The sequence below is a fragment of the Halomonas cibimaris genome (assembly GCF_039537045.1).
GTDB lineage: Bacteria > Pseudomonadota > Gammaproteobacteria > Pseudomonadales > Halomonadaceae > Vreelandella > Vreelandella cibimaris.
This window is the reverse complement of sequence record NZ_BAAAZT010000077.1, coordinates 66,505-78,570: the sequence shown is the minus strand read 5'-3', so window position 1 is coordinate 78,570 and position 12,066 is coordinate 66,505. Positions and strand designations below refer to the sequence as shown.

At 64.9% G+C, this 12,066-nt stretch carries 16 protein-coding genes; 8 read left to right on the top strand and 8 right to left on the bottom strand.

The features are described from left to right. Window positions 1-37: 37 nt before the first annotated feature. The 4 genes from dprA (at window position 38) to aroE (ending at window position 3,625) form a co-directional block, all read left to right on the top strand. On the top strand, window positions 38-1,144 hold the full coding sequence (dprA, locus tag ABD654_RS11465) for a DNA-processing protein DprA (protein ID WP_344705018.1): 1,107 nt from the start codon (window positions 38-40) through the stop codon (window positions 1,142-1,144). 94 nt (window positions 1,145-1,238) lie between these two features. After that, window positions 1,239-1,811, top strand: coding sequence for an L-threonylcarbamoyladenylate synthase type 1 TsaC (gene tsaC / locus ABD654_RS11460; protein WP_344705158.1), 573 nt, complete (start codon window positions 1,239-1,241; stop codon window positions 1,809-1,811). Between the two features lie 50 nt (window positions 1,812-1,861). Then, complete coding sequence (gene hemF, locus ABD654_RS11455) at window positions 1,862-2,800, top strand: oxygen-dependent coproporphyrinogen oxidase (RefSeq protein ID WP_344705017.1); 939 nt, start codon at window positions 1,862-1,864, stop codon at window positions 2,798-2,800. A gap of 3 nt (window positions 2,801-2,803) precedes the next feature. Beyond that, entirely contained in the window at window positions 2,804-3,625 is an 822-nt protein-coding gene (gene aroE / locus ABD654_RS11450; RefSeq protein WP_344705016.1) for a shikimate dehydrogenase, read from the top strand. A gap of 9 nt (window positions 3,626-3,634) precedes the next feature. On the opposite strand, the gene ABD654_RS11445 is transcribed toward aroE, so the two are convergent. Both ABD654_RS11445 and ABD654_RS11440 read right to left on the bottom strand, forming a co-directional pair. Then, window positions 3,635-3,895 (bottom strand): hypothetical protein, encoded by a 261-nt coding sequence (locus ABD654_RS11445; RefSeq protein WP_344705015.1) that lies wholly within the window; start codon window positions 3,893-3,895, stop codon window positions 3,635-3,637. Between the two features lie 34 nt (window positions 3,896-3,929). Further along, window positions 3,930-4,742 carry a M48 family metallopeptidase gene (locus ABD654_RS11440; protein ID WP_344705014.1) on the bottom strand — a complete coding sequence of 271 codons (813 nt, stop codon included), beginning with the start codon at window positions 4,740-4,742 and terminating at the stop codon, window positions 3,930-3,932. Window positions 4,743-4,831: 89 nt separating this feature from the next. Between ABD654_RS11440 and ABD654_RS11435 the strand changes: the two genes are divergently transcribed. Then, a complete protein-coding gene (locus ABD654_RS11435; RefSeq protein ID WP_344705013.1) occupies window positions 4,832-5,704 on the top strand; it encodes an ATP-binding protein in 873 nt (290 codons plus the stop codon). A 21-nt stretch (window positions 5,705-5,725) separates the two neighbouring features. Here the strand turns inward: ABD654_RS11435 and ABD654_RS11430 are convergent, their stop codons facing one another. After that, the gene (locus ABD654_RS11430) at window positions 5,726-6,211 is read right to left on the bottom strand and encodes a cytochrome c (protein WP_344705012.1); all 486 of its coding nucleotides are present in this window, start codon (window positions 6,209-6,211) and stop codon (window positions 5,726-5,728) included. Window positions 6,212-6,481: 270 nt separating this feature from the next. On the opposite strand from ABD654_RS11430, the gene ABD654_RS11425 reads away from it, so the two are divergent. Further along, window positions 6,482-6,970 (top strand): hypothetical protein, encoded by a 489-nt coding sequence (locus ABD654_RS11425; RefSeq protein ID WP_344705011.1) that lies wholly within the window; start codon window positions 6,482-6,484, stop codon window positions 6,968-6,970. 85 nt (window positions 6,971-7,055) lie between these two features. Here the strand turns inward: ABD654_RS11425 and ABD654_RS11420 are convergent, their stop codons facing one another. From ABD654_RS11420 to ABD654_RS11400, 5 genes are all read right to left on the bottom strand, one after another. After that, window positions 7,056-7,469 (bottom strand): Rid family hydrolase, encoded by a 414-nt coding sequence (locus tag ABD654_RS11420; protein ID WP_344705010.1) that lies wholly within the window; start codon window positions 7,467-7,469, stop codon window positions 7,056-7,058. Window positions 7,470-7,485: 16 nt separating this feature from the next. Further along, entirely contained in the window at window positions 7,486-8,175 is a 690-nt protein-coding gene (locus tag ABD654_RS11415; RefSeq protein ID WP_344705009.1) for a pirin family protein, read from the bottom strand. A gap of 40 nt (window positions 8,176-8,215) precedes the next feature. Beyond that, window positions 8,216-9,220 carry a glutathione S-transferase family protein gene (locus ABD654_RS11410; protein WP_344705008.1) on the bottom strand — a complete coding sequence of 335 codons (1,005 nt, stop codon included), beginning with the start codon at window positions 9,218-9,220 and terminating at the stop codon, window positions 8,216-8,218. A 126-nt stretch (window positions 9,221-9,346) separates the two neighbouring features. Beyond that, window positions 9,347-9,946, bottom strand: a complete 600-nt coding sequence (gene wrbA / locus ABD654_RS11405) for an NAD(P)H:quinone oxidoreductase (RefSeq protein ID WP_344705007.1) — start codon at window positions 9,944-9,946, stop codon at window positions 9,347-9,349. A gap of 105 nt (window positions 9,947-10,051) precedes the next feature. After that, window positions 10,052-10,498 (bottom strand): DoxX family protein, encoded by a 447-nt coding sequence (locus ABD654_RS11400; protein ID WP_344705006.1) that lies wholly within the window; start codon window positions 10,496-10,498, stop codon window positions 10,052-10,054. Window positions 10,499-10,671: 173 nt separating this feature from the next. On the opposite strand from ABD654_RS11400, the gene ABD654_RS11395 reads away from it, so the two are divergent. Beyond that, window positions 10,672-11,586 carry a LysR family transcriptional regulator gene (locus ABD654_RS11395; RefSeq protein ID WP_344705005.1) on the top strand — a complete coding sequence of 305 codons (915 nt, stop codon included), beginning with the start codon at window positions 10,672-10,674 and terminating at the stop codon, window positions 11,584-11,586. A 67-nt stretch (window positions 11,587-11,653) separates the two neighbouring features. After that, a complete protein-coding gene (locus ABD654_RS11390; protein WP_344705004.1) occupies window positions 11,654-12,025 on the top strand; it encodes an MliC family protein in 372 nt (123 codons plus the stop codon). The last annotated feature ends 41 nt before the right edge of the window (window positions 12,026-12,066 follow it).

The window sequence follows — 12,066 nt, the reverse complement described above, 5'->3', positions numbered from 1 at the left end:
TGACAACCCGCGGGCAGCGCCCGCAAGGAGCGGGTCAATGACGACCAGGGACTGGCTTGTCGTGTTCTTTCTGCCGGGGCTGGGGCCGCAGCGCCTGGCGAGTTTGCTGGCTCAGGCGCCGCAGTGGCCGGAGGGCTGGCTTGGGCTGCTGCCGCGCCAAGCGGCCGCTGCGCTGCGTTTGTGGCTTGATCATCCGGCGAAAAGTCCGCTGGCCCCCGCCGTTGAGGCCAGTCTTGACTGGGAGCGTGCAGCGCCCGGGCGGGCGATTTTGCACCGCGACCATCCCGACTTTCCGCCGCTTTTGGGCGAAATTGCCGATCCGCCGGCGGTGCTCTGGGCCCAGGGGGACCTCACCGCGCTGCGCCGGGCGGGGCTTGCCGTGGTGGGCAGCCGCCGGCCCACAGCGGAGGGGGCAGCCAACGCCCGCACCTTCGCCGGCGAGCTTGCCCGGCGCGATTTCTGCGTTATCAGCGGTATGGCGCTGGGCATCGACGCCTGCGCCCAGCGCGCCGCGCTGGATGCCGGCGGTGCCAGCATTGCCGTGCTGGCGACCGGCATTGATGTGATCTATCCCGCCCGCCACCGCGATCTGTACCAGCGGCTGGCCGCCACGCCCGGCGGGCTGCTGTTGGCCGAGCACCCGCCGGGAACGCGCGCCCATCCGGCGTTTTTCCCCCGGCGCAACCGCATTGTGACCGGGCTTGCGCTGGGTACGCTGGTGGTGGAGGCGGCGGAAAAAAGCGGCTCGCTGGTCAGCGCCAGGCTGACGCTGGAGCAGGGCCGCGAGCTGTTTGCCCTGCCGGCCTCGCTGAGCAACGTGCAGGCCAGAGGCTCGCTTGCGCTGCTGCGCTGCGGGGCCAGCCTGGCGTGCGAGGTCGATGACATCGTCGCCGAGCTTGCCCACTGGGGAACACACTACGCCGCCTGCCGGGCGGATACCGAGCCGTGCTCATCGCCGCCGGCATCGAACACGGCAAAGGCGCCGGCCGACCCGCTGCTGGCCGCGCTGGCGGCGGTGCCCGTACCCGTTGACGTGCTGGTAGAGCAGACCGGGCTGACGGTGGGCGAGTGCCAGCAGCGCCTTTTGATGCTTGAGCTTGACGGCCGGGCCGCCCAGCAGCCCGGCGGCTGGGTGCGTGGCTAAGCCGCGACGACGGGCACAGCTATGATACGATGCGCCTGCCCGATTGACGCCGCAAGGAGAGCCCATGCAAGGAGAGCCCATGCAAGGAGAGCCCATGCGCCGCTGCGTTTCCCCCGATAGCGCCGCGCTGGCAGACGCCGTTCGCGCCCTGCGCGACGGCCAGGTGATTGCCTGCCCCACGGAAGCCGTGTGGGGGATCAGCTGCGACCCGCACAGCGACGCCGCCGTTGCCCGGCTGCTGCGCCTGAAAGCCCGGGACCCGGCCAAAGGGCTGATCGTGGTGGCCGCTTGCATGGACCAGCTGGCCCCTTGGCTGGACGGGCTGGACTACGCCCTGTATGCGCCGCTGCGTGCCAGCTGGCCGGGCCCGGTCACCTGGCTGGTGCCGGACAACGGCTTCGCCCCGGCGCTGGTGCGCGGTGATCACACAAGCGTCGCCCTGCGGGTAACCGACCACCCGGGCATGCAGGCGCTGTGCGAGGCCTTCGGCGGCCCATTGGTGTCCACCTCGGCCAACCGCGCCGGCGAGCCGCCGGCGATGAGCGCCGCCGACGCCCGGGCGCTGTTCGGCGAGGCGCTGGGGGCAGTGGTGCCCGGCGAGCTCGGCGAATACCCGCGCCCCAGCCAGATCCGCGATCTGGCCAGCGGTCGCGTGCTGCGCCGCTGACGCCTGCTTGTTTGCCACCCGATTTTTTTGTTTTAGCCCTGGAGCCCACCGTGGCGCATGAACACCTCGACGACGTAAAACGCTATCTTCTCGACCTGCAGCAGCGCCTGTGCGACGGCATTGCCGGCGCCGACGGCGCCGCCGCCTTCAAGGAAGACAGCTGGAAGCGCGACGCCGGCGGTGGCGGCCGTTCCCGAGTGATGGAAAACGGCGAGGTGTTTGAAAAGGGCGGGGTCAACTATTCCCACGTCTACGGCGACACCCTGCCGCCTTCGGCCACCGCCGCTCGGCCCGAGCTTGCCGGGCGCAGCTTTCATGCCGTGGGGGTATCCTGGGTGCTGCACCCGCAAAACCCCCACGTGCCCACCAGCCACGGCAACGTGCGCTTTATTATCGCCGAGAAAGCCGGCGAGGCGCCGGTGTGGTGGTTCGGCGGCGGCTTTGACCTGACGCCGTTTTACCCGGTGCTGGAGGACGTGCGCCACTGGCACCGCGTCGCCAAGGCCGCCTGCGACCCTTTCGGCGAGGATGTCTACCCGCGCTACAAGGCCTGGTGCGACGACTACTTCTATCTCAAGCACCGCGACGAAACCCGGGGCGTGGGCGGGCTGTTCTTCGACGACCTTAACCAGGGCGGCTTTGACGAGTGCTTTGCCTTTCTGCGCGCGGTGGGCGACAGCTTTCTGGATGCCTACCTGCCAATCGTTGAACGCCGCCGGGATACGCCCTACGGCCAGCGCGAGCGGGATTTTCAGCTGTACCGCCGGGGGCGCTACGTGGAGTTCAACCTGGTGTGGGATCGCGGCACCCTGTTTGGCCTGCAAAGCGGCGGGCGCACCGAGTCGATTCTGATGTCGATGCCGCCGCTGGCCCGCTGGGAGTATGCCTACGCCCCCGAACAGGCCAGCGCCGAGGCCGAGCTGGCGGCGTTTTTGACCCCGCGCGACTGGCTCGCCGAAACGCCCGACGCTTCTTTGGATCAGGACTAGACCATGACAGACCGCTACGCCGTATTCGGCCATCCGGTGGCGCACTCCAAGTCGCCGCTGATTCATGCCGCCTTTGCCGAACAGACCGGCCAGGCGCTGACCTATACCGCCATTGAGGCGCCCGCGGACGATTTCGCCGGCGCATGGCAGCGCTTTGCGGCCGGCGGCGGGCGCGGCGCCAACGTCACCGTGCCGTTCAAGGGCGAGGCCTATGCCCTGAGTGAGACGGTGAGCCACCGCGCGCGCCAGGCGCGTGCGGTGAACACGCTGATCGTCGGCGGCAACGGGCGCCTCTACGGCGACAACACCGACGGCATCGGGCTGGCGCGGGATCTGGCCTACCACGGCGTCGGCCTCAAGGGTAAGCGAGTGCTGGTGATCGGCGCCGGGGGCGCGGTGCGCGGGGTGCTGGCGCCGCTGCTGGGCGAGGCGCCCCGGGAGATCGTCATCGCCAACCGCACGGCCGCCAAGGCCGATGCGCTGGCCGAGGCGTTTGGTGCGGCGGGGCGCATCAGCGGCGGCGGCTTCGAGGCTATCCGCGGCGCGTTTGACGTGGTGATCAACGGCTCCAGTGCCAGCCTGTCAGGCGATATGCCACCGCTGCCGGACGGCCTGTTTGCCGAAAACGCTACGGCTTACGACATGATGTACGGCGCCGAACCGACGGTATTTCTCCGCTGGGCCCAGGCCCGAGGCGCGCACGCCGTTGACGGGCTGGGGATGCTGGTCGAGCAGGCGGCGGAAGCGTTTTTCCTGTGGCGCAGCGTGCGCCCGGAGACCGAGGCCGTACGCGCCATGCTGCGCCGAACGCTGGCCGACGGCTAAAGCGCGGCGTTATCCCTGGCGCCGCCGAGCCAGCCCGATCATGCAGACAATCAGGCCGGCGACGGAGGCCAGCATGCCGCCGTTGACGATGAGCGGCGCGCGCTCGACCCAGGGCGTGAACGCCTGGGCCGAGTCGCGGCAGACGCCGGCCGCGTAGTCCCAGTGGCCGCCGTCGAGCTGGCAGGCGCGCACGTCGCCAAGCTCCCAGAAATACAGGCCGAGCATCAAAAGCGGCGGCAAAATCAGCAGCAGTAATCCCAGACGTATCATGATGTTCCTCGGCTAAAAGTGGGTGGGCGTTGCGTCAGGGGCGCGGGCAGTCCGGCGTGCGCCCGGCGCTGCGGGCGCTTTGGTAGGCGTCAAGCGCCCGGGGCATGGACGCTTCAAGCCCGCTGATGCGTTGGCCCTGGCTTGGGTGGGTCGACATCCACGCCGGCGGGGCATTGCCCCCGGCGCGCTGCATGTTCTGCCACAGCGTCACGCTTTCCCGCGGGTCAAAGCCGGCGTTGGCCATCAGGCGCAGGCCGATGGTGTCGGCTTCGCTTTCGTGACGCCGGGAGAAGGGCAGCAGGATACCGTACTGCGCGCCCATGCCCAAAAGCCCCATGAGCTGTTCGCCGCCCGGGCCGTTAAGGCCTGCCGAGTTCGACAGCACCGACAGGCCCAGCTGGGTAGCGCTTTCGGTAGAAGCGCGCTCGTTGGCGTGGTTGGCCAGCACGTGGCCCACCTCGTGGCCCAGCACCGTGGCCAGCTGTGCCTGGCTGCGGGCAACGTTGAGCATGCCGCTGTTGACGCCCATGTACCCACCCGGCAGGGCAAAGGCGTTGGGCTCGTCGGCGCGGAACACTTCCACCTCCCAGTTCTGGCGGCGCTGCTCGGCGGGCAGCTCGGCCACAATGGCCCGGGCTATGCACTGCACGTAGCGCTGGCTTTGGCCGTCGGCGGCGGGCAGTTCCTGCCGGTACTGATCAAACGCCTGGGCGCCCATCTGATCGAGCTGGTCGTCGGACATCAGCAAAAGCTGTGAACGCCCGGTGGGCGAGGTGGTGCAGGCGGCAAGCGCTGCCAGCAGCGTGGTGCACAGGGTGGCGGCGGCAAGCGGGCGAAACCAGCGCATAAACGTTTCCTTATCCATGAGTGAGCGTTAGGCTCGCAGGATAGCAGGCAGCAAGCGTAACTAGCATAGTCGACAACGGGGGAAATTCGATGGATGCCGAGCTGACGCGTCGTCTGACGCAGCTACTCGATCGCGTGGAGCACTGGCTGCCGCCGGCGCCGGAACAGGTTGACTGGGCCACCCACGTCGCCGCCCTGTGGCAGCGCCATCCGCTGGGCGGGCGGCTGGTACCGGTGCCGGTGCGCGACGGCGTGATGCTGGATGATCTTTTGGGCATCGAGCGCCAGAAGCTGGCGCTTGTGGACAATACCCGGGCGTTTTTACAGGGTTTGCCGGCCAACCACGCGCTGGTATGGGGTGCGCGCGGCAGCGGCAAGTCGTCGCTGATACGAGCGCTGCTCAATAGTCTGGCGCCTGAAGGGTTGCGCATGATTCAGGTGGACCGCCACGATCTCGGCCGCCTGCCGGCGCTGGTGGAGCAGCTGCGCCATCTGCCGCAGCGTTTTGTGGTGTACTGCGATGACCTGTCGTTTGAAGGCCATGACGATGCCTATAAGGCGCTGAAAAGCGTGCTCGACGGCGCGCTCACCGGCCCGCCGAAAAACGTGCTGCTGTATGCCACGTCCAACCGCCGCCACCTGTTGCCGGAGTCCATGGAGGACAACCGTGATTCGCATCTGGTAGGCGATGAGCTGCATCACGGCGACGCCGTGGAGGAGCGTATTTCGCTGTCTGACCGCTTCGGGCTGTGGCTGGGGCTGCATTCGTTCAATCAGGATATGTACCTGCAGGCCTGTGCCCAGTGGGTGGCAAGGCTTGGCACCGCGGAGGACTGGAACGCCGCTGCCCGGGCCGAAGCCGTACGCTACGCCACCCTGCGCGGCGGGCGCAGCGGGCGCGTGGCCTGGCAGTTTGCCAACCACTGGGTTGGCAGCCGGCGTTTGCACGCAGCACAGCGGTGACGCGGCGGGCGGCTACGGCGTTTATAGTTTGGGAAAACGCGCAGATGCGTAGTCGCGGTGGCAGCGCACGCAGCCTTTGATCATTTCATTAAACTGCCGGCGCTGAAGTGCGGTATTCTGGCTGCGGCCGGCTTCGGCCAGCGCCTCGCTGAGCTGATGAAGCGCTTTGTCCTGCTTGAGAAATGCATCCGGTACGGCGGCGAGCAGCGCTTGCTCATCTTCTTGGGTCATTTCCTGCTTCATGATGAAGCTGTCGTGAATCGCCTGAGCCTGCTGCGCTACGGTTTCGTGATCGCCCTGGACAATAGCGGCCTGAATCTCTTGGCTGGCGCCAAGAATTCCCTGCATTTCTTCGATCAGCAGCCCTCGCACCTTTGGCGGCAGCTGCTCACCTACGTTCATTTTGCCCGCTTCTTCGGCGCCGGCGGCGGTCTCTTCGGCCGCAACGGCGGCAAAAGGGCTCAGCCCCAGCTGCGCAAAGGCAGCGGCTAATAGCGTCGTTCTCATTTTTTTATCCTTTTTGGCACACCCAAAGATATCGCTGGGGGCAAAGCTATTAGGCTTGTTTGCCGTTGTCAAAGAGCGCGCCCGGGCTCGGGCAGGGGCGCAGCAGGCGTTGATGTCAGCGGTCTGCGGCCAGGCAAAACAACGCCTGCCAGCCGGGGAGTCAGGTTGACAGGTGTCGAATGTTTGACCAGCATTTTCATCTTATAGACATATATATTGTATATACTCAATATGTCTGACGATAAGTCGGTCAATGCCAAGGAGAATGTGATGAAAAAGTATATCTTCGCCGGTGTCGCGGCTGCCTTGTTGACCTTGCCTCTGGCCTATGCCCAGCAGGGTACACCTTCCGGTCAGCAGGACGCTGACAGGCGGATGGGCCAGGGAATGGGGCAAGGAATGAACCAGGGCGGCCAGGGAATGCATCAGGGAATGGGCCAGGGCCAAGGCATGGGCCAAGGCGGAAAAATGATGCACCGGGGGGACATGCAGCGGCACATGCAGGGCATGCACGGCACAATGCAGCGGCTTCACAAAACCCAGGACCCGCAGCAGCGCCGGCAGCTGATGCAGCAGCACATGCAAGAGATGCGCCAAATGCATCAGTCCATGGGCGGCATGGGGCAGAACATGCAAAACATGGACCCCGAACAGCGCCAGAAAATGATGCAGCAGCGCATGGATATGATGCAGGGCATGCAGCAGCAGATGATGGAGCACATGCGGGCCCAGCAGGGCATGCAAAACGATAGCGAATAGCCGTCCACTCTCTGGCTGGCGCCCCGGCGATGGCGATCACCGGGGCGCCTTGGCTGTTCCATGAAAGCGCGCCGCGAAGGCCGCATCAAGCATCCGTCACCGCCGTTACGTCGATTTCAACCTGCATGTCCGGATGCGCCAGCCCCAGAATGATAAGCAGCGTATGCGCAGGCGCGGGGAGATCTCCGAAGGCTTCCTTGCGTGCGCGCAGATATTCGGGAACGGCGCCGGGATCGAGCAGGTAGGCCGTGATTTTCACCACATCCGCCAGGCCGGCATCGTGCTTGGACAAAGCACGCGCGGCTTTTTCATAGGCCAGTTTCGTTTGGGCGTACACATCGCCCGGATGCTGGATCTCAAGCTTTTCACCCGGCCCCTCGGCCCCGATGCCGGACAGGTGCACCGTGGTGCCGGGCCCTTTGACCGTCACCGCCTCGGAGAGTATTTCCCGTGCCCAGGGAGCCGGGGGATGGAACTGTTTTTCAAGCCGTTGGGACATGGCAGACTCCGTTTATTCACGCCAGATCAAACAATAAAAGCTCGGCATCTTGCCGGCCGGCCACCGCAATCGGCTCGCCGGGACGAAAGGCCGCCGCATCGCCGGCGGCAAGCACCTCGCCGTTGATGAGTGCCTCACCTCTGGCCACATGCAGCCAGGCATGGCGCACCGGGGGCAGCTCGGCCTGTTCACCGGCTGCAAAGCGGCCCAGATAGAGGTGGACGTCCTGGTTGATGCTAACAGAGTCGTCGCGCCCGTCCGGGGAGACCGCCAGCCGCCACTGGCCCTGCCGCTGCCGGGGCGGAAAGGCTTTCTGCTCGTAGTTGGGCGCAATGCCGCGGCGCTGCGGCATGATCCAGATCTGCAGAAAGTGGAGTTCCTGCTCGCTTGAGTGATTGAACTCGCTGTGCAAAACGCCGGTGCCCGCTGACATGCGCTGGACATCCCCCGGGCGCATCACCGCGCCGTTGCCCATGCTGTCTTTGTGGGCCATCTCGCCGTCAAGCACATACGAGATGATTTCCATTTCTTCGTGGCCGTGGGCGCCAAACCCACGGCCGCCCTGCACGCGGTCTTCGTTGATCACCCGTAGCGCACGAAAGCCCATGTGTGCAGGGTCGAAGTAGTCGGCAAATGAGAACGTATGGCGCGAGCGCAGCCAGCCGTGATCGGCGTAGCCGCGTTCATGGCCGGCGCGGATCAGCATGGGGTGCTCCTCTCTTGGCTGCTGGCCTGGCGATGGGCTGTCATGCTTTTTCACGCACGCCGTGGCCTGTCAGGCGCTCGCGGTCGTGGGGGCGCTCAAGGTCAAGAAGCGGCCCCTTGGGCACGATGCCGTTGGGATTGATGGTGTCGTGGCTCATGTAATAGTGGCGCTGGATATGGTCAAGGCTGACCGTTTCCTTGACCCCCGGCCACTGGTAGAGCTCGCGCAGGTAGTTCGAAAGATTCGGGTAGTCTTCAATGCGGCGCAGGTTGCACTTGAAGTGGCCGTGGTAGACGGCGTCAAAGCGCACCAGGGTGGTAAACAGGCGGATATCCGCCTCGGTCAGCCACTCGCCGGCAAGATAACGGTGCTGGCCAAGCCTTGCCTCCATGCGATCCAGCGCTTCAAAAAGCGCTACGACGTGATCTTCATACACGCCCTGATCGGTGGCGAAGCCGGCCTTGTACACGCCGTTGTTGATGTGATCGTAAACGTCGGCGTTGACCGCATCGATGGTCTCGCGCAGGTCCTGCGGGTAGAAATCCAGCCGGTTGCCGGTGAGCTCGTCAAACGAGGCGTTGAACATGCGCACAAGCTCTGCCGACTCGTTGTTGACGATACGCCCGTCGCGCTTGTCCCAAAGCGCCGGCACCGTCACCCGCCCGGTGTACTCCGGGTTGGTCAGGGTGTAGAGCTGGTGATGGTAGGTCACGCCGTTGATCGGATCGCCGCTGGAGCCTTCCGCGACGTTGTACGTCCAGCCGTTTTCTCGCATCACCGGGCTTACGTGGGAGACGCCGATCTGCTCTTCCAGCCCTTTCAGCTTGCGCATGATCAGCACCCGGTGCGCCCAGGGGCAGGCAAGCGATACGTACAGGTGAAAGCGGCCTGCTTCAGCGGCCACGCCCGGGTGGCCGTCCTGCGTGGGCGTGCCGTCGGGGGTCACCCAGTCGCGCAGCTGGGCGGATTCGCGCACAAACTCGCCGCCGTGCTTTTGAGTGTTGTACCACTGGTCGTGCCATTCGCCGTTGATCAAAAGACCCATGGTGTTTTCTCCGTATGTCCGTTGCCTGCGCCTGAGAGCAGGCCAGAAACCAGGAAGGGAGGGCGCGGCCCTCCCTTTGCCGCCGGGGTAGCGGCTGTATGTAGCAGCCGTACGTGCCGGCCGTGCTTAGCGGCTGAGCTTTGCCGCTACCTTGGCTACGTGCTCGCCCTGGAAGCGTGCGATGGCCAGCTCGCGCTCGTCGGGCTGGCGCGAGCCGTCGCCGCCGGCAATGGTCGAGGCGCCGTAGGGCGTGCCCCCGCCCACCTGGGAGATATCGAAAAGCTCGGAAGCCGCGTAGCCGATGGGCACAATCACCATGCCGTGGTGGGCCAGGGTGGTCCAGGTAGAGGCGATGGTGGTTTCTTCACCGCCGCCGGTACCGGTGGAGGTAAATACGCTGGCCACCTTGCCCACCAGGCCGCCGCTGGCCCACAGGCCGCCGGTCTGGTCAAGGAAGGTACGCATCTGACCGGACATGTTGCCAAAGCGTGTCGGCGTGCCGAAGATGATCGCGTCGTACTCGACAAGCTCTGCCGGTGAGGCCACCGGGGCCTGCTGGTCGGTCTTGCCGCCGGCTGACTCAAAGACGTCGGCCGGCATGGTTTCGGCAACGCGCTTGACCGTGACTTCAACGCCGTCTACCTGACGCGCGCCTTCCGCGACGGTATTCGCCATGGTTTCGATGTGGCCGTACATGGAATGATAAAGCACGAGTACCTTGGTCATTGTTGCTGCCTCCTGGGAAGTATTCCCGTTGTTTGATGTAGAAAACCACTGCTTGATTGCCTCGGTCAGCCAAGCCATAGATGCTCTCCTGGTGGGTGATGAGGCTTACCGCGTCTTGCAAGCCAGATAGTGATCAAGCGAGACGCGACCCGCTCCGCTGCCGGCCAGCGAGACGACGATGGCCAGCAGGGAAAGAGCGAACTCATAGCCGTTGTTGCTCATAAACAGGCCGTTGGCGATGTGAACGCTGAAAATGGCTATCAGCATGGTGACGGCCAGCCCCAGCGCGGCCGGGCGGATCAGCAGCCCGAGCACCAGGGCGAGGCCGCCAAAGAACTCGGTGCCACCCGCCAGCAGCGCCATCAGGTAGCTCGGCTCAAGGCCCATGGACGCCATCCACTGGGCGGTACCGGCAAGGCCACCGCCGCCAAACCAGCCAAACAGCTTCTGTGCGCCGTGGGCCATAAAGATAGTGCCGGCCGGAATGCGCAGCGCCAAAGGCGCGATGCCGGCCCGGGTTGAAATCACCTTGTGAAACCATGAAGTTGTCATATTAAGGCCCTGACGCTGAGTCGGTTGATGTAATGTCCCTAGCATAGCCCTTTTATTGCGTTAAAAAATGGCATTATTTTGCGCATAAAGAACGAATAATTCGATGTGTTGCGTATATTTTTGCCGTGCCCGGCGGTATAGTCGGCCCGATACAGCAATGGGTGAGCGATAAGATGGCGCAGAAAATTCCCCGCATCAGCCTGGAGCAGTGGGCCGTATTGCAAGCGGTGATCGATGAAGGCAGCTACGCCAGAGCCGCCGAGGCGCTCAGCCGCAGTCCGTCATCGATCAGCTATGCGCTCAAAGGCATGCAAGAGCAGCTGCCGGTGGAGGTGCTGACCATGCAGGGGCGCAAGGCAACGCTGTCGCCGGCGGGTGAAGCCCTGCTGCGACAGGCCCGTGTTCTGGTCGACGACGCCTTGAGCCTTGAGTATCTGGCGAGCAACCTGGCTGAAGGCTGGGAAACCGAAATTCGCCTGGCCGTAGAAGCCATCTTTCCCACCGCTTTGCTAAGCCAGGCGCTGGCCGCCTTTGTGCCCGAAAGCCGGGCGTCCAGGGTGCTGCTTATCGAGTCGGTGCTGTCCGGCACTCAGGAAGCGTTGCTCAATAAAGAGGCCGATCTGGCGATAACCCACCGCGCACCCCCCGGTTTTCTGGGCCAGCCGCTGCTTGACGTGCTGTTTCTGGCCGTTGCACATCCTGAACATCCGCTGCATCAGCTTGAACGCGAGCTGACCCATCACGATCTGCGCGCGCATCGCCAGTTTGTGGTGCGGGACTCAGGGCTCAAGCGGCGCCAGGATGCGGGCTGGCTTGACGCCGAGCAGCGCTGGACTGTGTCCCAGCTGAGCACCTCAATTCAGTTTGCCACCGACGGGCTGGGGTTTGCCTGGCTGCCGTATGAGCATATTCGCCGGGAGCTCGAGGCGGGTCGTCTCAAGCCACTTCCGCTGGTAGAAGGCGGCCAGCGCCAAGAGACGCTTTTTTTAGTGCACGCCGACCGCAATGCCGCAGGCCCGGCGACCCAGGCGCTGGCGGCAACGCTGCAAGCGGCCGCAAAGCAGTGGCAACAGGCCATGGTACGCTGAACGCTGAGCTGATATTTTCCACCCGCGCTATGGCGCTATTTTACGTACCCCTGAATTGGAGTTTCCCATGTCCGCTATCATCCGCCCGGCCTCTGTCGCGCTTGCCTGTGCCCTGCTTGTGTCAGCCTGCGCCGGCACACCGCAGGATAACGCCGATGCCCCGGCGCCTGAGTCCACCGCGGTATCCGCCCAGCAGTACCGCTGCGAAAGCGGCGCCACGATTAGCGCAAGCTATCCCACCGCGGATACCGCCCGCGTTGAATACGAAAACCGCCGCTACGACCTGCAAATTGCGGTGTCCGGCAGCGGCGCGCGCTACGTCGGCGACGAGCTGGAATGGTGGACAAAAGGGGCCGGCGCAGGGTCTGAGGGTCTTCTCTTCCAGCACAAGGCGGACGGCACCACCGGCGAGCGTATAGAGCGCTGCACGGCTTCTTGAGCCGATAGGAAAGCGGGGCGTGCACGCCCTGCCGCGTACAG

Excerpts from the sequence above, each read along its gene's own strand:
- ABD654_RS11435 (WP_344705013.1), top strand. The coding sequence starts at position 4,832 with ATGGATGCCGAGCTGACGCGTCGTCTGACGCAGCTACTCGATCGCGTG.
- dprA (WP_344705018.1), top strand. The coding sequence starts at position 38 with ATGACGACCAGGGACTGGCTTGTCGTGTTCTTTCTGCCGGGGCTGGGG.
- ABD654_RS11425 (WP_344705011.1), top strand. The coding sequence starts at position 6,482 with ATGAAAAAGTATATCTTCGCCGGTGTCGCGGCTGCCTTGTTGACCTTG.
- ABD654_RS11445 (WP_344705015.1), bottom strand. The coding sequence starts at position 3,895 with ATGATACGTCTGGGATTACTGCTGCTGATTTTGCCGCCGCTTTTGATG.
- tsaC (WP_344705158.1), top strand. The coding sequence starts at position 1,239 with ATGCGCCGCTGCGTTTCCCCCGATAGCGCCGCGCTGGCAGACGCCGTT.
- ABD654_RS11395 (WP_344705005.1), top strand. The coding sequence starts at position 10,672 with ATGGCGCAGAAAATTCCCCGCATCAGCCTGGAGCAGTGGGCCGTATTG.
- ABD654_RS11415 (WP_344705009.1), bottom strand. The coding sequence starts at position 8,175 with ATGCTGATCCGCGCCGGCCATGAACGCGGCTACGCCGATCACGGCTGG.
- wrbA (WP_344705007.1), bottom strand. The coding sequence starts at position 9,946 with ATGACCAAGGTACTCGTGCTTTATCATTCCATGTACGGCCACATCGAA.
- ABD654_RS11400 (WP_344705006.1), bottom strand. The coding sequence starts at position 10,498 with ATGACAACTTCATGGTTTCACAAGGTGATTTCAACCCGGGCCGGCATC.
- ABD654_RS11410 (WP_344705008.1), bottom strand. The coding sequence starts at position 9,220 with ATGGGTCTTTTGATCAACGGCGAATGGCACGACCAGTGGTACAACACT.
- ABD654_RS11440 (WP_344705014.1), bottom strand. The coding sequence starts at position 4,742 with ATGCGCTGGTTTCGCCCGCTTGCCGCCGCCACCCTGTGCACCACGCTG.
- ABD654_RS11430 (WP_344705012.1), bottom strand. The coding sequence starts at position 6,211 with ATGAGAACGACGCTATTAGCCGCTGCCTTTGCGCAGCTGGGGCTGAGC.
- ABD654_RS11390 (WP_344705004.1), top strand. The coding sequence starts at position 11,654 with ATGTCCGCTATCATCCGCCCGGCCTCTGTCGCGCTTGCCTGTGCCCTG.
- aroE (WP_344705016.1), top strand. The coding sequence starts at position 2,804 with ATGACAGACCGCTACGCCGTATTCGGCCATCCGGTGGCGCACTCCAAG.
- ABD654_RS11420 (WP_344705010.1), bottom strand. The coding sequence starts at position 7,469 with ATGTCCCAACGGCTTGAAAAACAGTTCCATCCCCCGGCTCCCTGGGCA.